Genomic DNA, 18,080 nt, shown 5'->3' with positions numbered 1-18,080 from the left:
CCGCCCACCGCCATGCCCACCGTTCCCATTCTCATGCCGCAGCTCGGCGAGTCCATCGCCGAAGCCACCATCATCCGCCTCGGCGTCGCGGTGGGGGATGCCGTCCGCACGGACCAGGAGATCATCGAGGTGGAGACGAACAAGGCGGTGATGGGGGTGACAACGTTGTGCGATGGCATCGTCTCGGAACTCCGTGCTCAAGAGGGCGTTTCCTACTCGGTGGGCACCCTGCTCGGCCTGCTGGATGTCACGGACGAGGAAATCGCGCGCACCGGCGTCGAGTCGCTGGAGGCCATCGAGGCGAAACGCGCCGCGTCCAGCCAGTCGGCCAATCCGGCACAGGCGGAGGCGAACCTGCATTTCGCGCTGGATGACGACGCCTACGAGGAAGCGCCCGCCGTGGTTCCCAGCGTAAAAGGCCTGCCCGTGCCCACCGGAGTGCTCGGCGCCCACTACATTTCCCCACGCATGCGCGCCCGCATGGACGATCTGGGCATCCGCGAGGCGGACATCTCCGCTATCGTCGGCACCGGTGCCGGCGGCCGTGTCACGGTGGAGGATCTCGAACGTTTCCTCGACTACCTCGACGCCTGGCCGAGCTCGCAGGCATCCCCGATGCGCCTCGCCGTGGCGGACGCCATGCGCCGGAGCTGGACCCGTCCGCTCGCCACCGTCGGCCTGCCCATCCTGCTGGACCGCGTGCTCGACCACCGCCGCGTCCAGTCACCGAAGCCCGGCCTGACGCTTTACCTGCTCCGCGCCTTCGCCCTGGCCCTGACGGAAACCCCCACCACCGCCGGCTACCTCATCGGTGACAAGGTGGTCCACCCCCGCTCCTTCGACATCGGCGTGGCCGTGCAGGTCGAGGACGGCGTGGTCGTTCCCGTGGTGAGGAAGGTGGACCAGAAATCCCTTGGCGAACTGGTCTCCGAATACGACGACCTCGTGGACCGCGCGCGCCGCCGCCGCCTCACCGAGCAGGACTGCAGCGGCGGCATCGCCACCGTGACGAACTTCGGGACCTTCGGACTCACCATCGGAACCCCCATCCCGCTGCCGAATGAAACGCTCATCCTCGGCATCGGAGCCGGGGTGAAGAAACCCGTCTGGAGCTCCCAGGTGGAGGCGTTCCTGCCCGCGACGGAGGCGGATCTCCTGCTCACCTTCGACCACCGCGTCGTCGACGGCGGAGGAGCGGGCGTCCTGCTCAACCGTGTTTCCGCTCTCCTGCAGAAGCCGGAGAATCTCTAACCACACCATCCCCAGCCCCAGTGGAACTCCCGGAGAAAATCGGCAAGATCGACATCCCGAAGAAGGCGATCTATCGTCTCTCGATCTACCACCGCTGCCTGCAGAAGCTCCATGACAACGGCGTGGACACCGTCAGCTCCACCACCCTGGCCAAGGCGGCCGGAGTGAAATCCTCCCAGCTCCGCAAGGACCTCGCCTACTTCGGCCAGTTCGGCACCCGGGGTCTCGGCTATCCGGTGGAGCTTCTTTCGTCCATCATCCGCGAGACGCTGGGCCGCGAGCATCTCCAGCCGGTCATCCTCGTCGGAGCGGGTAATCTGGGATCCGCGCTCCTCCGCTACCACGGATTCGAGAAGGAAGGCTTCGAGGTCGTCGCCGCCTTCGACGCGAATCCGGAGGCCACCCGCGCGCGCGGTGTGACCATCCCCGTATTCCCGGACTCGGATCTGGAAAAATTCATCACCGGAAACTCGGTCAAGCTCGCCATCCTCTGCGTGCCCGTCGAATTCGCCCAGGCCGTCGTGAACCGCCTCGTCGCCGTCGGCATCCAGGGCGTGCTCAATTTCTCGCCCATCGTGCTCGAAGTCACTCCGGACGTCACCGTGAACAATGTGGATCTCGCGCTCGAGCTCGAGCACCTCAGCTACTTCATCCGCTGACACATGTCCTCCTCCGCGGAAAACATCCCTAAGACTTTCCCCAGCCCCGCCGTTCCAAAAGAGGAAACCGGACACCCCGCCGCCGGTGCCCCTCCCGCCTGCGACCGGGAGGATTTCATCGGGCGGGCGCTTGCTGATTACGAATCCCCCCTCCTCGGTTATGCCACCACCCTCCTCAACGACCTCGAACAAGCCCGGGACGTGGTGCAGGACACCTTCGTCCGGCTCTGCGAACAAGACCTTTCCAAGATCGCGGGCGGTCTCAAGCCCTGGCTCTTCACCGTCTGCCGGAACCGCGCCCTCGACGTCCTCCGCAAGGAAAAACCCAAGGAACCGCTGGAGGAGATCCGTTGGAAAAAGGTCGCGGGCAGCGGTCTCCAGCCTGACGAGGTCGCCCACCGGCAGGAAAAGCTTTCCCGCCTCGCCCGTTACCTCGACCGCCTCACCCCGAACCAGCGCGAGGTCATCATCCTGAAGTTCCAACAAGGGCTCAGCTACCACGACATCGAAGAAATCACCAGACTCAGCTCCAGCAACATCGGCTTTCTCATCCACACCGGTCTCAGGCGCCTGCGTGAAATCATGCCGGATGACATGCGGATCTGAAACCCACCACCTCCCATGACACCCGACCCAGAAGATCCCCGCCTGACCGCGTACGTGCTCGGCGAGCTCGGACCGGACGACGCCGCCGCCGTCGAGCGGGCGGCGGCGGCCGATCCCGCCGTGCGGGCGGAGATCGAGGAGATCCGGAACCTCGGGGAACAACTGACCGACCGGCTTTCCTTCATGCCGGACGAACTCCACCCGCACCAGTTGGAAGACATCCGCCGGCGGTCACGCCTCCCCGCGAAAAAACAAAGCTCCGTTTCCTTCTCATCCGTCAGCGAACTCATGAAATCCTGGCTCATCCCCGCGTCCGCCGCCGCGGTGCTCACCCTCGCCACCGTCATCCTGCTGCACATGCCGGCGGACGAACCGAAGCCACAGGTCCGGACCACACCGGCGGCCGCACCGGAAGCCGCCGCGCATCTTCCCGCTCCGGGTCCCGTGGATACCAGCACTCCCCCGCCCGCGGCAACGCCCGCCGCGCAGGATCCCGCACACCCCGCGCTGGTCCAGCGGGGATCGGTCAACGCGGCGGAATACCCGCTGCTCGACCTCCCGGTCCGGAGCGGCGGTTCCAGCTACGGCTGGATCACGCAATCCATCCTCGTGGACCACAAGCGCCCGGCCCCCAACACCGTGCGGCTGGAGGAAATACTCAACCACTTCACTTTCCGGCTGAACGGCACCACCTCCATCGCCCGCGGCGGGGTGAACGGCTGGCACCCCGACCAGCGCGGCACCGGCGTGAGCGCGCACACCGCCACGGTGACGACTGAGATGATCGCCTGCCCCTGGAAACCATCCTCCACCCTGCTTTTCATCTCCCTGCGCGGCAGCGGCAACCAGGACACGGAATGCCAGGTCAAGCTGACCTATCAGACGAACCCCGGGACCGTCGCCCGCTACCGCTTGCTCGGATTCGCCCCGGTGGAGGGCTCGACTCCCGGCCCCATGCCCTCCGCGCTGGCCGCCAACTCCGCCATCACGCTCGCCATTGAAATCGAGCCATCCAGTTCCGAAGGGGATTATGGATCCCTCATCTGGTCCACCGATGGCAAGGCAGCGCCCGCCATCCCCCTCATCCGCAAACCGGATGCGGAACCTTCCGACGACGCACGATTCGCGGCGCTCGTGTGCACCTACTCGCAATGGCTCGCCGGGGAGCAGGCGGGCCTGATCGACGCCGACATCCTCTCCGCCCTCGCCCGCGAGCTCGCGTCATCCACCCTCCCTCCCGAACGCGCCGGATTCCTGACACTCATCGACCGCTCGCTGCACCTCGAGGAATTCTGAACCCGCCCCGCACGCGGATTTCAGGAACGACGCGCCTGCTTCCGTCGCGTGGTTTCCGTTTTCCATTTGCCGCAGGTCCTCCCAGCGTCCAAACTCAGCCCGATGGAAAAAAGACTGCCGAAAATCCTTCGGTTCGCCAGCCGGGTGCTGCGCGACTTTTTTTTGCGCAACCACGGGCTGCTGCTCACCGCCGCCGTCTCGCACAACATGATGCTCTCGCTCATCCCGCTTTCCGCGGTGCTCATGGTGGTCTTCTCCCATTTCATCGACCAGGCCCTGCTGCTGGAGACCATCGCCACGGAAATCTCGCTCATCGCCCCCGGCTTCGCCCCGACGCTCACCGAGGTGCTGGAGGGCTTTCTCAAGTCCCGGCAGCTCATCGGCTGGGTGGGGCTTTTCTCGCTCTTCGCATTCAGTTCGCTCGCCTTCCGGGTGATGGAGGACGCCATGGCCATCATCTTCCAGAGGCCGCTCGCACCGTTGAAACGCAAGTTCTGGATCTCCGCGCTGATGCCCTATCTTTTCATCTTCATCGTCGCCATCGGACTCATCGTCATCACCGCGGTGAACGCCTTCATCGATGCCCAGAACCAGCGGAACTTCACTTTCCTCAGCTTCGACGTGCTGCTCCACAAGCACCTGAACCACCTCATCTATCTCACGGGGTTGCTGGGTCTGGTCCTGCTCTTCACCCTGTTTTACAAGATCATGCCCGTGGTGAAGGTATCCTTCAAGCGGGCTCTCGCCGGAGGACTCACGGCCACGATCCTCTGGGAGATGGTCCGCCACCTCCTCGTCACCTATTACACCAAAATCTCCATCGTGAACATGCTCTACGGCTCCATGGCCACCATTGTCATCGTGCTGCTCATCATGGAATCCGTCGCGCTCATCCTCCTGCTCGGCGCGCAGGTCATCGCGGACCTCCAGCGCAGCGCGGATGCCGGGCTGCCATGGCACGAGGACCCGGAACCCCTGCCGCCCCATGCGGACCAACATTTCATCTGATCCTTTTCCGACCATGCAACCTGTCAGCGATATCCACGTCAGTTCGAACCTTCCCCTTCCCCCGCCCGCCGATCTCATCAGCCGCGTCCCCCGCGAGGATGCCCAGGCGGAGTTCATCATCAGGAGCCGCCGGGAGATCCGGGACATCATCTTCGGGAACGACCCGCGCCTGCTGGTCATCGCCGGTCCATGCTCCATCCACGACACCGCCGCCGGACTCGAGTATGCCGAACGCTTCGCGAAACTGGCCGATCAGGTGAAGGACCGGATGCTGCTCGTGATGCGGGTCTATTTCGAAAAACCGCGGACCACCGTCGGCTGGAAGGGCCTCATCATGGACCCGCGCCTGGATGGCAGCAACCGCATCGAGGAAGGACTGGAAACCGCCCGCAGGTTCCTCTCCGACGTCATCCGCCTCGGCATCCCCACCGCCACGGAACTTCTGGACCCCATCACCCCGCAATACATCGCCGACCTGATCTGCTGGTCCGCCATCGGCGCGCGCACCACAGAATCCCAGACCCACCGCCAGATGGCCAGCGGACTTTCCATGCCGCTGGGATTCAAGAACGGCACTTTGGGAAATCTCGAACCTGCCATCAACGCCATCAAGGCCGCCACCCAGCCACAGACGTTCCTCGGTGTGGGCATGGACGGCCGCGCCTCCGCCGTGACCACCACCGGCAATCCCGACTGCCACATCATCCTCCGTGGCGGAGAAAGCGGGCCGAACCATGACGCCGGAAGTGTCGGCGCCACCCGGGAACTGTTGCTGAAAAGCGGCCTGAAACCCGCCATCATGATCGACGCGAGCCATGGCAACTGCCGCAAGGACCACAACCTCATGCCCGCGGTCTTCGAGGAGATCGTCCGGCAAAGGAAAGGCGGAGACACCTCGGTCATCGGAGCCATGCTGGAAAGCAACCTCGCCGGCGGTGCGCAGAAATTCCCGCAACCGCTCGACCAGCTCGTCCATGGACAGAGCATCACCGATGCATGCATCGACTGGGAGACGACGGAGAGGATCATTCTCGACGCCGCCCGTGAACTGGACCCCGGCAGATAGCCCGCAACCCCGGAGCCCGTCACAAGGTTCCATCGGCAGAACATGAAACCACTCCTCATCGCCACCGCCTGCTGTCTTGTGTTCACCGGCTGCCGTCAGGACAAGCCGGCAACCGTGGCCGTTCCTGAAAAGGCGGCCGGCGGTCTGTTGGGAACCCGGGTTTCCATTTCCCTCAACCGTTCGGTTCTCGGACTTTCCCTTGAGAAGCCCATCTCCCGGGAGGCCGGGACGATCAACGGGGTCGAGACCTCCATCACCGGATACGTTCAAAAGGAAACCGAACACTTTCTCGTGCTGAGCCGCCGCCCCGCCCGGGACCAGGAAAAGGAACATGACGAATCGTTGCTATGGATCCCCTATTCCTCGATCCTCACCATCCGGCAGCAGTATCCCAACTCCAAAGGAGAAAGGGAGCCCATCGATCAGCCCGGTGCCTGGCGCTTGGAGGCCGTCCAAAATTTCATGGAATTGGCAGGCGTCGATCTCACCCGGATCCCCGAGGGATATCTCGACATCTGGCTGGAAAGGAATGGGAAGAAGAGCCTGCTGGATGGCGTCGATACCCATCCCGGCCATGAGCAATGGCTGTACATCGGCATCGCGCCCTATAAACGGGACGCACTCATGATATCCGTGGTCTCCGACGAAAGCCCCGGCACCTCCATGACCTTCATCCCTCTCGACGAACCGAAGGCATTCCAAAACATGATCAAGGGCACTCCCGACTGGACAAAACCCGTCCTGATCGCGGCGGAAAACCACGGTGCCAGCCCGGGCAAGATCTACGCCCAACTGACGCCGGAGAAATAAGTCTCCACAAGCAGGGAGATCCCGCCGGGCGATGGCGGCGCACCTGCGGAGATGTTCACGTGACGAGAAGGTTGCGACCGGGGCGGACACGGAAAAACCGGGCTCGGCAACTTCTAACGGCTTTAGTGTCGCTTTCATCCTTTTCCCCGATCATCATGGGGCCAGTCCTATGACCTTGCGCACCTCCCCGACTACAAAAGTCCGACCCACCACGCTTTTCAAAACAGGCATGGCCATTCTCGCCACCGCCTTTCTCAGTGGAGGATCGTCCACTGCCGCACCCACCATGCCGGGCTCGGCATCCGCCAAAACGGTGAAGCTCGTTGAGTACTTCTATCCCCTGTCACCCGGGTCGAATTGGAATTACGTCGAATCGACACGCAACAAGAACGGCTACCTCAACGCGAGTCACGCCGAGATTCTCGACGATCTGGTGAGTCTCAACATTTACAAGAGCGATGGAGGAAAGACAAAAGACAACTACAAACCATCCAGGGTACTGGCAACCTATGAAGGATTCTATCGTAATGGGATTGTTGAAAGGGATTCGGCCGAGGTGCTGGAATACTATGGAACCGGCAAAAGATATGCCATCTATGGAGCGGACAACCCGGAAAGCATCCGGTTCACCTTTCTCTCCGGGGCTGTCTTCCCTGAAAAAATCAAACTCAAGCAAACGGTTTCGATTAAAACAAAGCTGGTTGACACCGGGGGAGACCGCGGGCCCGGCGTGACCATCACGATGCAGCTGCTGGGCAGGGAAAAAGTCACGGTGCCGGCCGGCACCTTCCCGGACTGCATCCATCTGCGCATGAAGCTCCAGTTGCAGGGCGGACCGTCGTCCACATCGGAGGAATGGTGGGCCAAAGGCGTGGGAATCGTAAAAACAAAAACCACGGAAAAGGGAAGCAAACCCGTTATTGAAAATCTGCAATCCTATCAGATTCCCATGTTTTCATTCCGCCGGGACAACGGTGAGCCATTTTTCTATAATCAAGGGTATGAATTCGAACCCTCCAGAATCGACCTTATCGGACAATACGCCCCCGTCACCCATGTCTTCAGGATCAAGAACACGGGCAAGACCACCATCCCTGGATTCAAGGTTTCAATCAACGGGAATGCCGCCTTCACGACAGACCGCCAGACGCTGGCCGGACTGGCGCCCGGGAAGGTCGGAGAGTTCCGGGCAACCTTCGCTCCCTCACCGGTGTCCAGCCCCCCTTACGCGGCGAGCCTGAAGGTGGAGGCTGCCGACAATGCCAGAAATTTCCGCATTCTCGAACTTTCCGGCAAAACCAGCCTCGCGATCACCAACTTCTGACAAACCGCACGGCGCAGCCCGGCGGCGCCGGATCATATCCGCCACATGATTTGCGGGGATTACGCCTGTAATCCCCGCAAGCCGGTGAAAAGGCGGGAAATCACCAATCGAGCCCAAGGCCGTTCCCATAATGCCCGTAGTCTCCGAGCATTATGATGATCTTCCATCCGCTCGACAACCGAAGGCATTCCGGCCAATATATCGGCACCATAGAAATCCAGGTCATTTATTCGACTTCAACTCGAAATTCACTCCTGCATATTCTTTCATGAGGAGAAATGGCTCGGAGTCTGAAATGATCTCCAGCTTCTTGTTGTCCACCCAAGCCACGCGGGCTTTTTCGGAGTGGTTTCCCCGGAATACATTTCCGAACGCAGGGATTTCATCTCCTTTCGCACCCAAATAAACATCAACCATCAGCGGCAATGTCGCGTCTCCTTCCTTGATAAAGACTGTCGCGACGAGCGATCCGTCAGGAGATTCAGCTTGCTGGATGATCTTGGTTTCCAGTTTCTCCGAGCACCCTTGAAGAAAAAGCATGGATGCGACCGAGATCGACGGAATAGAGTGATATTTCATATTTCGCTGAAACCAATCCGAGAATCACCACATGATTTGCGGGGATTACGCCTGTAATCCCCGCAAGCCGGTGAAAAGGCGGGAAATCACCAATCGAGCCCGAGGCCGTTCCGTCCGGCGAGTTCCAGCAGCTCCTCGCGCATCGGCCATTCGTCCGGGCGTTCGCTGGTTTCGTGGCGCTTGCTGGCCCCCTTCAGCGTCATGCAGCCGGTGTTGTCGCCGATCAGTCGGATGGACTCCACTTCTTCCGCGGTGAACCGGACATCCGGCAGCGCGGCGAACTCGCGGATCTTGTCCTCGATCTTCCGCGCGCCTTCGCCCGCTTCCTGGATGAAGGTCGGCACGACGCTTTCCACCGAGGGGTGGCTGAGGTTCCAGATCGAGGCGAACTGGAGCAGTGTCAGATTGTATTTTTCCGCGAGCGGACGCATGCGGTCGGCTTTTTCCAAGCCGTGCTTCACCCAGCCTTCCGGGCGATAGGTGCGGTGGTCGCCCGGCTTGAAAACGTGGTCCGGACCGCCGAGATCGCCATGGAACACGCCACCGTAATCCACCACGCGGGTCATCACCTTCACCCCGTGTTTCTCACAGATCGGCAGCGTCAGGCCGACGGGCCATGGTTCCAGCGGGTTCAGGATCAGCATCGACCAATCGATGAGCGAACCGAATTTCTCAAGGCAGCCGACGAGGTCCAGCGAGAAGCCGTTCGCGGGCCCGGGGGCGATGCCGAGCCTGTCCGTCAGCCCCTCGTTTTTCGCGTCTTCAAGAGCCTGCCAGAGCGCCTCGCTGGTGAATCCGGTGTTGTCCGGGTTGTGCAGCATGAGCAGGTCGAACTTGTCGGCACCGCAGCGTCCGAGTTCCTTGGCACAGGCCGTTTTGATGAAATCCGCGTAGCCCTCGGGGCCGCGCAGTTCCGGATCGGTGAAGCGCGGGTAGCCCCTGCTGCCCTGGCGCTGGCCTTCGTAAAAATCGTGGCCGATCATCCCCACCAGGCTGTAGGTGCCGCGGTCCACGCCCTTGAGCGCCACGCCCAGGAGCTCGTCCGCCTTGCCGTTCCCATAAACGTCGGACGTCACGAAGGTGCGGATGCCCGCCTCGTATGCCGTCTCGATGCAGCCGATGAAGCGCTCTTCCGAAAGAGTCTCGCCAAAGTGCATGAAGCGTCCGCCGCTCCACGTGCCGTATGCAGTCGTTGTAGGTTCCATGATGGTGAATTTTGGTTGCACCACTGCGTAAGCCCGCCGCGGGACAGGGTCAAGAATTGCCGGGTGATACCGAAGCTAAATAACGCCCGAGGATCGGCGCGAGATCCTCCGCCGTTTTCGCCGGCCAGAGTGCCGGAGCGGTGAAAACCGCCGCATCCAGCGCACGGTGCGCCGCGCTGGCGGGGGTTTCCGGAATGCGGCCCACCACATCCCGGATGATGCGTTTCGCCAGCGCGCTGTTCGCATGCAGGTTTTCGATCACCGCGTCCACCTCCACGGCGGCCTCGTCCTTTTTCCAGCAATCGTAGTCCGTCACCAGGGCGAGCGCGGCGCAGGAAATCTCCGCCTCACGGCAGAGCCTCGCCTCCGGCCCATTGGTCATGCCGATGATGTCCGCCCCGATAATCCGGTGGAATTCCGCCTCCGCCCGGGTGGAGAACGCGGGACCGTTCATGCACAGGTAGGCGCCGCCGTCGTGGACTTTCGGCGCGAGCGACCGGGCGGCTGCCAGCAGGTTTTCCCGCAGGTCGCCACAATACGGATCCGCGAAGCCGACATGCGCGGCGATGCCGTTGCCGAAGAACGTGTGTTTCGCGCCCGTACCCGTGCGGTCGATCAACTGGTCGGGCACCACGATGTCGCGCGGCGCAAGTTCCTCCCGCAGGCTGCCGACGGCGGTCACGGAGATCAGCCAGCGCACGCCGAGCGAACGCAGCGCCCAGATGTTCGCCCGGTGGTTGATCTCATGCGGCAGGAACCGGTGCCCCACCCCGTGGCGCGGCAGGAAGCAGACACGCCGTCCTCCGATCCGCCCCGTCACCACCTTGTCCGATGGCCCGCCGAAGGGGGTGTCCACCGTGAGCGCCCTGATGTCCTCGAAGCCCTCCATTTCATAAAGCCCGCTGCCACCCACCACGCCGATCGCCGGTTCATCCGCTGTATTTGAACTCATGGGGATGGAGATAGATCATCGTCCCCCGTCCGGCAAGCCCCCCATGGAGTGCGGCCGGGACGCAAGAATCCCGCCCCCGCCCGCGTTTCCTCATGCCGTGCCCGGAACCCAATTCATGAAAAAGCCCACGAGCCGCCCCGGCCTCATCGTTTCCCTCTGCCTTTGCACGCTGGCCGCCGCCATGCCGCTGAAACTGGAGCGCTTCGATGGTCCGGCGGCCACCTTTCAGGAACCCCCGGGCACCGTGGAGATCCGTGGTCCCATGTCCGTCCGCGTCACGCCCTCCTCGCGGCCCGGTGCGGAGGACCGCGTGCTGGAATTCGAGTATTTCTGCGCGGGCGGAGTGCCGTCATTCGCCGCCCTGCCCGGTCCGCCCTTCGAGGCGAAAACCTCGCGCATGCTGCCCGGTCTGGGCCACAGCGAGGCGTGGAAAAGCTACACCGCGCGTCTGTCCACGCCGGACAAACCGCTCCCGGACGGTTGGAAGGAACTCCGCCTCGACCTGCCACTGCCCGCCGAACGGGTGCTACAAATCCGCAACGCCCGTCTCAGGCCCGAGGTGGCGGGTGAGTTCGATGCCACAAAAGCCACGACATCCACCGCGTCGACAGAAGAAGCCCTGCGGACCTATCTGGATCAAACCCCTTCCGCGAACATCACCAAAGTCTCCGTCGGCAAGGATGCCGTGCGCATCGAAGGGCGGTCGGCAAACCCCGGTTCCAATCTCTATCTGGCGGACATCCCGATGGATGTGCTTCTCGATGATCCACAAGGCTGGCGGACGCTTGTGGAAATCACCACGAATGCCGACGGGAGTTTCCAAACTGAAATCCCCCGCCACCGCCAAAGGGACGGACGGGACTACGACCGACTGACCTCGCGCTGGCAACTCGTCCGGAAAACCGGTGATGCCGTCGAGCCGCTGTCCAAGGCCCGTTACGCGGAGGAGGTCGCCTCCCGTTCCCCCGGGCTTCCGCCCGCCAGACCCGCCAACAAAAAAGGCCTCGGCGGCTGGCATATCGGCCATCTCCCTGACGAACTGGACGAACTCGGCATCACCGCCGTCACGGTGAATGTGATGATCCACTCGCTGATCTCGCTCACACCGGGACCGGACACCACGCCGGTCCGGTGGCAGGGCCGCACCTATCATGCGAATGAAAAAGCGCTCGCCGCCATGGACGCCACCTTCATCGAGGCACAAAAGCACCACGTCATGGTGTCCGCCATCCTCCTCATCCCGAATCCGGCCAAGGATGGAAGTCCCGTGGTGAAAGTCATGGGTCACCCCGACGCGAACCGCGAGGGCATCTTCTCCATGCCGAACGTCACCTCCGACGATGGCATCTCCCTCTACGGCGCGGTCCTCAATCTCATGGCGGAACGCTGGTCCCGGCCCGATGGCAGGTATGGACGGGTCCACCACTGGATCATGCACAACGAGGTGGATGCCGGCTGGGTGTGGACCAATGCCGGGGAAAAAACCGCCATCACCTATCTCGACCTCTACCAACGTTCGATGCGGCTCATGGACCTGATCGCACGGCAGTACGATCCCAACAGCCGAGCGTTCATCTCGCTCACCCACTTCTGGGCCGGTGCCGGGGACAAGCGTTGGTATGGCTCGAAGCGGTTGATCGACCTGCTGGTCGAATTCACCCGCGCGGAAGGAGACTTCCCCTGGGCCCTCGCCTACCACCCCTACCCGCAGGATCTTTTCAATCCACGGACCTGGGAGGACAAGGAGGCGACGTTCGCCTTCGACAGCCATCTCATCACTCCGAAGAACCTCGAAGTGCTCGATGCCTACATGAAACAACCCGCCTTGCTCCATCAGGGAAAAGTCCGCCCGGTCCACCTGTCGGAAAACGGTTTCAACTCGAAGGACTACTCACCCAAGGAGCTGGAGGACCAAGCGGCGGGCATGGCCCTCGCGTGGAAAAAAATGGCCGGACTTTCCTCCATCGAGTCATGGCAATACCATAACTGGGTCGACAACCGTGGCGAAGGCGGACTCAAGATCGGCCTGCGGAAATTTCCCGACGAACCCGGCGATCCGCTTGGCAGGAAACCCATCTGGCATCTCTATCAGGCGCTCGGAACCCCGAAGGAGGACGAGCTCGCCTCGCCTTATCTGAAGACGATCGGAATCAAGTCGTGGGATGAGGTGATCTATCGAAAGCCGGTCCGTTGACGTGAAAAAACATGAACCACGAAATTCACGAAAGGGCACAAAAGGGATTGATATCAATCCGTGCCGGGTGGCTTGAAAAGCCCATCACTCTCCTTCGTGTATCTTCGTGCCTTTCGTGGTTCCATCAGGATAAACGGGTATCCGCGGTCAGTTCAGCATCACCCTGACCACCGTTGACAATCCCGGCCGGAGCGCGTCTTCCGAGCCACGGATGGAATCGGCGTCGAAGGTGATTTTCACCGGCACACGCTGGACCACCTTCGTGAAGTTTCCTGTCGCGTTGTCCGGTGGCAGCAGTGCGAACCGCGCGCCGGTGGAGGATGAGAAGCTGTCCACCCTGCCCTTGAAATGCCTGCCTCCCAGGGCATCCACGGAGATGTCCACGCTCTGTCCCACCTGCATTTTTTCCAACTGGGTCTCCTTGAAATTCCCGACGATCCAGTATCCCTCCTCCACCACGGCACAGAGCGACTGCCCCACCTGCACGCGGCTGCCGGTTTCGGCGTTCTTATTTCCGACGCGTCCCGCGGTCGGAGCGGTGATGCTGGTGAGCTTCTGCTGGCGCTGCGCTTCGCAGACCGCCGCCTGGCTGACATCGATGTCCGCGCGGGCGGCGGCGATGGCGGCTTCGGCAGCCTTGATGGCGGCGTCGCTCGCCTCCTTGCCCGCCAGCGCCGAGGTGAGATTCGCCTTGGCGGCGGCGACCACGGCTTCCGCAGCGGCGAAGTCGCTTTGGGATTGGTCCGCATCGGCCTTTGATATGGCGCGCAGGTTGTTTTGGGAAAGGCTGTTGTTGCGCGTCATCATGGTGCGCGCCAGATCCTCGCGGGATTCTCCCTGTTGGATTTCCGCCCGGGCCTGGGCGATGGCCGCATCCGCCTGGGTTCCGGCGGCCCGTGCCTGGGCGGCCTTCGCCTCGGCCTGCAACACTCCGGCCTTCGCCTGCTGGAGCGCGGCCTCGGCTTTCCGCTCCATGATCTCGAACTCCAGCGGATCGATCTTCGCCAGCACCTGGCCGCTCTCCACCTCCTCATTGTCGTCCACCATCACCTCCATCAGCGTGCCCGCCACCCCGGCGCCGATGCGGTGCACGTGTCCCTCGATGTAGGCGTCGTCGGTTTTCTCACTGGTAAGGGCCAGTCTTGCGGAATGAAAAGACCACGCCAGCCCCGCACAGAGCAGGACGGCGGCAACCGCCAGGGTCCACGGGTTTTTCTTTTTCGGAACGGCCGCGCCTTGCGGTCCGGTTTCGGTGATCGATGTTTCTGACATGATGATTGGTGGATTGGAATTTCAGTGGGCCGCGGCGGCGGCTTCTTCCGCGTCCTTGCCCGCCCTGCCCCCTAACAGAAGGATGACAGGCAGTGTGAGAATGAAGAGCGCCGCGACTCCGAGGAACAGCTCGCCATAGGAAAGGATCGTCGCCTGCCCGGTGACCACCCGATCGATGGTCTTCATCGCCTGGTCATGCGCCGCGACAGGGTCCGCGCCCTGGCTGGAAAAGAATCCCGTGAGGGTGTGCAACCGGTCGGTGAACGCCGGACGGAAATCCGAAATCCGCTCCACCAGCACCGCGCGGTGCTGCGCCTCGCGACGGACAAGGATGGTGGTGATCAACGCGATGCCGATGCTGCTGCCGAGCTGGCGCGTGAGGCTGTAGAGACCGGAACCGGCCGCGATGTCCTTTTTCGGCAGGGGGCCGAGCGTCGCGATGCTCAGCGGCATGTAGATCAGGACGCTGCCCGCGCCACGGAAAACCAACGGCCAGAAGAACTGCCCGGCACCGGTGTCCGGATTCATGTTCATGAGGCTGAAACCGGTCAGGCTGGTCAGCAGCGCCCCGATGGTGATGAGGACCTTCGGCGAGACCTTGTTGCCGATTTTTCCGAACAGCATCATCGTGGTGGCGGAGACGATCGCTCCGGGGACCAGCAGCATCCCGCTCTGGAGAGCGGTGTAATGCAGGTAGTCCTGCACGAAGATGGGCACCGCGAACATGATCCCATACAGGCCGATGCCGAGGATGGCCGAGTACAGCGTGCCTCCGATCATGGACCGGTGCCGCAGCACCCGCAGGTCCACCGCCGGGTGCGGGGTGGTGAGCTCGCGCCAGACGAAGAGAACGATGCCCACCAGGCTGAGCAGGGCCGTGGTCAGGATGAAGTCGGACTCGAACCATCCCTCCTGCTGCCCCTCCTCCAGCATGATCTGGAAACAGGCGAGGCCTACCGCAAGCAAACCGATCCCCGTCCAGTCGACAGTGCCGGCGCGGTTCATCTCCTTTTTGTCATCCGTCGGCAGGAAGGTCCAGGCCATCAGCACGGCGAGCAGGCCGAGCGGGAGATTGATATAGAAAATCCAGCGCCAGCCGAGATTGTCCGTCAGCCAGCCTCCCATCACCGGGCCGATGGCCGGTCCGACGATGATGCCCATTCCGAAGATCGCCTGGGCGAACGCGCGGTCGGTGCTGGGAAACGCCTCGAACACGATCGACTGGGCCTTGGCCAGCAGGCCGCCACCTGTCAGCCCTTGGACGACCCGCGCGAAAATGAGCATGCCGAGGTTCGGCGACAGGCCGCACATCAACGATGCCAGCGTGAAGCCGATCAACGAGAACATGAAGTAATTCTTCTTCCCGAAGCGGTAGCCCAGCCATGCGGACAGAGGGATGATCACCACATTCGCGCAGGCATAACTCGTCGAGATCCAACCCGCCTCGGACAGGCTCGCGCCGAGGTTTCCGCGGATGTCGGGCAGCGCGACATTGGTGATCACCGTGTCGATGACTTCCAGAATCGCCGCCAGCGAGGCGGTCAGCGAGATCACCCATTTCAAAATCCCCTTCTCCAGCAGCTTCGCCGCCAGAGGGGACAGAAACTCCGGGTCGGCTCCATAGAGCGATGTCGCGGATTCGCTCATGGCTTCTTCCTTTTCCTTGCGGCCTTCGGTGCTTGAATGGCGTGGAGGATCGTTCCGACGCACGATTTCAGATAGGTCGGCGCGTCATATTCGAGGCACTTCATCGTCTCCGCCCGCAGCGCGCCGATGAATAGCATGGCCACCAGTTGATCCACGATGATCACCGGATTCACCTCCGCACGCACCAGGCCGAGTTCCTGCGCCTCCCGCAGGCGGGAGGCGAGTTCCTCTTTCCACGGCTTGAAAATCCGCCGCAGCACCTCCGTTTCCTGATCACCCAGGCAATGCACCTCGCCGAGCAGCACCCGCATCAGCGCGATGTTCCGCTGCTTCCTCTCGAAATCCACCGCCGCGAACTCCATCAGCACCTCCTCCAGACCCGCACCGGTGCCCACGGTTTTTCCGGGGACCGACCGCTGTTCCGCGGATGGCAGGAACGCCCGCTCGAGCACCGCCGAGAGAAGTCCCTGCTTGTTCTGGAAATTCCGGAACAAGGTCACCTCGTTCACCCCCGCCTCCTTCGCGATCTCGCGCGTCGTCGCGCTGCCGATGCCGGAGCGGGAAAAAACCACGATGGCGGCGTCGAGGAGTTTCTCGGCGGCGGATCCGGCGGGCGGGGAGGAAGAACTCATAGGATGCATGCAAGCGGTTGCTTGCATTCGGAATACACCCGGGCGATGGAGGACGCAAACGAAAAAATTTCCGGGAGGAGCGGTTTTCGACGGAACGGCCGACGGATGGCGAAGCTTTGGACTGCGCGCAGCTCGCTGCCGCTTTCCTCCGCCAGCTTGCTGGCCGGGGTGACGGTCCGTATTTTTCATGGCGTGACATCCCCCTTGCGCCAGCCTGCGGTGGGGTACGCGGGAGCGGTACGCCGATCCACCGCCGTACCAGCAAGCTGGCTACGGAAAGCGGCGGCGAACCGCGCGCGGTCCATGGTTCTGGCGAACGGGATGCAAGGTCGCTTTTCCCGTGAAAAGGTATCAGCCCCTGCGGATCTTCGAGCCGTTGAACAGGACCAGTATGCGGTAGACACGCTTGGACCGGGTCTCGATGAGGCCGGTTTCCAGGTCGAAGCGTTCGGGGATGTCCTGGATGTGGATGTCCACGCTTGCCCGGAAGCCCCGCTCCGAGAAGATGTCGATGAGAATGGCGATGGCGACGGGATCGGTGAACAACGGCTCCTCGGTGTTGATCATCGTGCGTCCGCTGATGGCGTAGCGCTTGATGACGGGCATCATCTTTCCCTGGATGAAATCGACGACCGCCTGCATCAGCTCCGGGTGCTCGACCTGGTAACCATCGAGCCGGTTGACAAGTTCCTGGCGGGCGTTGAGCACGATCTCGTCGGCCAGCGGGATGTGGCGCATCGTGTCGAAGGTGCGCGGATCGAGTTCCAGCGAGCTTTGGTATTCGAGCTCGTTGATGATGTTGCGCTGGACGATCTCGATGGGGGCCTGCGCGTTGATGAAATGATAGTGGAAGATCTGCTTCAGCGAAACGAGCGCGCCGTAGGTCTTCTCCTTGAACGTGCGGTAGCGGTTGCGCGCGAGCGCGGGATCGAAGTCGGTGGCCCGCTCCTCCTCCAGCTCTCCCACGCCGGACTGGCGGACTTCCGCGTTGTGCGCCTGCGCCTCGCGTCCGCGCTTGAGCTGGCGGGCGATGCTTTCCGACTCATCCACGAAGAGCAGGATGATGTGGAAGGTCGGCTGGCGGAAGAAATGCGCCTGGCCGGTGTTTGAGAACTCACGGCGCAGCGAGATCATCTGGTCATAGAACATTTTCAGGCACTCCACCTGCACGGTCGTCCGGGGGAAGCCGTCGAGCACCGCGCTGTCCCGGAACTCCGGTTTGAGCAGCTCGCGCAGGAGGAGGCGCAGCACCTCCTCGTCCCCGACCATGCCGCCGTTTGCCTTGATCTTCCGCGCGTCCGGAGAATCCAACAACTGGCTGATGACGATGGGCGGGGAGGAAATTCCGCGCACCTCGCAGATGAAGGCGGTGTTGGTGCCTTTCCCCGAGCCGGGCGCTCCGCCGAGCAGGATGAGCTCCTTCGGAAACCGCAGGTTCTCCCGGCCGATCTCCTCGTCCAGCTCCTTCCACACACGGTTGAAAATCAACTGCGCGTCCTTGATCTCGAGATCGGGATTGGAGGGAGATTGGGCGGTCTGGCTTGGTTTCACGGGATAAAGGGTAATGGGTCGATACAGC

General features: G+C 62.4%; 16 protein-coding genes. 9 read left to right on the top strand and 7 right to left on the bottom strand.

Features of this window, described 5'->3' with window-relative positions; translation table 11 throughout:
* Positions 1-12: 12 nt before the first annotated feature.
* From JIN84_RS08300 to JIN84_RS08265, 8 genes are all read left to right on the top strand, one after another.
* Positions 13-1,251, top strand: a complete 1,239-nt coding sequence (locus JIN84_RS08300; protein ID WP_200350574.1) for a 2-oxo acid dehydrogenase subunit E2 — start codon at positions 13-15, stop codon at positions 1,249-1,251.
* Between the two features lie 20 nt (positions 1,252-1,271).
* Complete coding sequence (locus JIN84_RS08295) at positions 1,272-1,910, top strand: redox-sensing transcriptional repressor Rex (protein ID WP_325099576.1); 639 nt, start codon at positions 1,272-1,274, stop codon at positions 1,908-1,910.
* Between the two features lie 3 nt (positions 1,911-1,913).
* Positions 1,914-2,516 carry an RNA polymerase sigma factor gene (locus JIN84_RS08290; RefSeq protein ID WP_200350573.1) on the top strand — a complete coding sequence of 201 codons (603 nt, stop codon included), beginning with the start codon at positions 1,914-1,916 and terminating at the stop codon, positions 2,514-2,516.
* 15 nt (positions 2,517-2,531) lie between these two features.
* A complete protein-coding gene (locus JIN84_RS08285) occupies positions 2,532-3,812 on the top strand; it encodes a hypothetical protein (protein WP_200350572.1) in 1,281 nt (426 codons plus the stop codon).
* Positions 3,813-3,914: 102 nt separating this feature from the next.
* Positions 3,915-4,820: a YihY/virulence factor BrkB family protein gene (locus JIN84_RS08280; protein ID WP_200350571.1), complete on the top strand. Its 906-nt coding sequence runs from the start codon at positions 3,915-3,917 to the stop codon at positions 4,818-4,820.
* A 13-nt stretch (positions 4,821-4,833) separates the two neighbouring features.
* Complete coding sequence (locus JIN84_RS08275) at positions 4,834-5,886, top strand: 3-deoxy-7-phosphoheptulonate synthase (protein ID WP_200350570.1); 1,053 nt, start codon at positions 4,834-4,836, stop codon at positions 5,884-5,886.
* Between the two features lie 42 nt (positions 5,887-5,928).
* Positions 5,929-6,696, top strand: coding sequence for a hypothetical protein (locus JIN84_RS08270; RefSeq protein ID WP_200350569.1), 768 nt, complete (start codon positions 5,929-5,931; stop codon positions 6,694-6,696).
* 169 nt (positions 6,697-6,865) lie between these two features.
* Positions 6,866-8,020, top strand: a complete 1,155-nt coding sequence (locus tag JIN84_RS08265; RefSeq protein WP_234043332.1) for a DUF1573 domain-containing protein — start codon at positions 6,866-6,868, stop codon at positions 8,018-8,020.
* Between the two features lie 222 nt (positions 8,021-8,242).
* Here the strand turns inward: JIN84_RS08265 and JIN84_RS08260 are convergent, their stop codons facing one another.
* The 3 genes from JIN84_RS08260 to mtnP all read right to left on the bottom strand — a co-directional run bounded on the left by JIN84_RS08260 (position 8,243) and on the right by mtnP (position 10,756).
* Entirely contained in the window at positions 8,243-8,560 is a 318-nt protein-coding gene (locus JIN84_RS08260; protein ID WP_200350567.1) for a hypothetical protein, read from the bottom strand.
* A gap of 125 nt (positions 8,561-8,685) precedes the next feature.
* The gene (locus JIN84_RS08255; RefSeq protein WP_200350566.1) at positions 8,686-9,804 is read right to left on the bottom strand and encodes an aldo/keto reductase; all 1,119 of its coding nucleotides are present in this window, start codon (positions 9,802-9,804) and stop codon (positions 8,686-8,688) included.
* Between the two features lie 49 nt (positions 9,805-9,853).
* On the bottom strand, positions 9,854-10,756 hold the full coding sequence (gene mtnP / locus JIN84_RS08250) for an S-methyl-5'-thioadenosine phosphorylase (RefSeq protein WP_200350565.1): 903 nt from the start codon (positions 10,754-10,756) through the stop codon (positions 9,854-9,856).
* Positions 10,757-10,871: 115 nt separating this feature from the next.
* Between mtnP and JIN84_RS08245 the strand changes: the two genes are divergently transcribed.
* Positions 10,872-12,950 (top strand): DUF5722 domain-containing protein, encoded by a 2,079-nt coding sequence (locus tag JIN84_RS08245; protein ID WP_200350564.1) that lies wholly within the window; start codon positions 10,872-10,874, stop codon positions 12,948-12,950.
* A gap of 147 nt (positions 12,951-13,097) precedes the next feature.
* Here JIN84_RS08245 and JIN84_RS08240 read toward each other — a convergent pair whose 3' ends face one another.
* From JIN84_RS08240 to JIN84_RS08225, 4 genes are all read right to left on the bottom strand, one after another.
* Positions 13,098-14,222 (bottom strand): HlyD family secretion protein, encoded by a 1,125-nt coding sequence (locus tag JIN84_RS08240; protein WP_200350563.1) that lies wholly within the window; start codon positions 14,220-14,222, stop codon positions 13,098-13,100.
* 21 nt (positions 14,223-14,243) lie between these two features.
* Positions 14,244-15,869 carry a DHA2 family efflux MFS transporter permease subunit gene (locus JIN84_RS08235; protein ID WP_234043325.1) on the bottom strand — a complete coding sequence of 542 codons (1,626 nt, stop codon included), beginning with the start codon at positions 15,867-15,869 and terminating at the stop codon, positions 14,244-14,246.
* On the bottom strand, positions 15,866-16,501 hold the full coding sequence (locus JIN84_RS08230) for a TetR/AcrR family transcriptional regulator (RefSeq protein WP_200350562.1): 636 nt from the start codon (positions 16,499-16,501) through the stop codon (positions 15,866-15,868). The genes JIN84_RS08235 and JIN84_RS08230 overlap by 4 nt, the downstream gene beginning before the upstream one ends.
* A gap of 351 nt (positions 16,502-16,852) precedes the next feature.
* Entirely contained in the window at positions 16,853-18,052 is a 1,200-nt protein-coding gene (locus tag JIN84_RS08225; RefSeq protein ID WP_200350561.1) for a nucleoside monophosphate kinase, read from the bottom strand.
* Between the last annotated feature and the right edge of the window lie 28 nt (positions 18,053-18,080).

The sequence above is a fragment of the Luteolibacter yonseiensis genome (genome assembly GCF_016595465.1).
GTDB classification, from domain to species: Bacteria; Verrucomicrobiota; Verrucomicrobiia; order Verrucomicrobiales; family Akkermansiaceae; genus Luteolibacter; species Luteolibacter yonseiensis.
Note: the sequence above shows the minus strand (reverse complement) of the source record. Positions and strands in the feature narration are given on the sequence as shown.

Bases quoted from the DNA above. Each gene is read 5' to 3' on its own strand.
- JIN84_RS08235 (WP_234043325.1), bottom strand. From the start codon at position 15,869: ATGAGCGAATCCGCGACATCGCTCTATGGAGCCGACCCGGAGTTTCTG.
- JIN84_RS08275 (WP_200350570.1), top strand. From the start codon at position 4,834: ATGCAACCTGTCAGCGATATCCACGTCAGTTCGAACCTTCCCCTTCCC.
- JIN84_RS08260 (WP_200350567.1), bottom strand. From the start codon at position 8,560: ATGCTTTTTCTTCAAGGGTGCTCGGAGAAACTGGAAACCAAGATCATC.
- JIN84_RS08280 (WP_200350571.1), top strand. From the start codon at position 3,915: ATGGAAAAAAGACTGCCGAAAATCCTTCGGTTCGCCAGCCGGGTGCTG.
- JIN84_RS08230 (WP_200350562.1), bottom strand. From the start codon at position 16,501: ATGAGTTCTTCCTCCCCGCCCGCCGGATCCGCCGCCGAGAAACTCCTC.
- JIN84_RS08240 (WP_200350563.1), bottom strand. From the start codon at position 14,222: ATGTCAGAAACATCGATCACCGAAACCGGACCGCAAGGCGCGGCCGTT.
- JIN84_RS08290 (WP_200350573.1), top strand. From the start codon at position 1,914: ATGTCCTCCTCCGCGGAAAACATCCCTAAGACTTTCCCCAGCCCCGCC.
- JIN84_RS08270 (WP_200350569.1), top strand. From the start codon at position 5,929: ATGAAACCACTCCTCATCGCCACCGCCTGCTGTCTTGTGTTCACCGGC.
- JIN84_RS08245 (WP_200350564.1), top strand. From the start codon at position 10,872: ATGAAAAAGCCCACGAGCCGCCCCGGCCTCATCGTTTCCCTCTGCCTT.
- JIN84_RS08300 (WP_200350574.1), top strand. From the start codon at position 13: ATGCCCACCGTTCCCATTCTCATGCCGCAGCTCGGCGAGTCCATCGCC.
- JIN84_RS08285 (WP_200350572.1), top strand. From the start codon at position 2,532: ATGACACCCGACCCAGAAGATCCCCGCCTGACCGCGTACGTGCTCGGC.
- JIN84_RS08255 (WP_200350566.1), bottom strand. From the start codon at position 9,804: ATGGAACCTACAACGACTGCATACGGCACGTGGAGCGGCGGACGCTTC.
- JIN84_RS08265 (WP_234043332.1), top strand. From the start codon at position 6,866: ATGACCTTGCGCACCTCCCCGACTACAAAAGTCCGACCCACCACGCTT.
- mtnP (WP_200350565.1), bottom strand. From the start codon at position 10,756: ATGAGTTCAAATACAGCGGATGAACCGGCGATCGGCGTGGTGGGTGGC.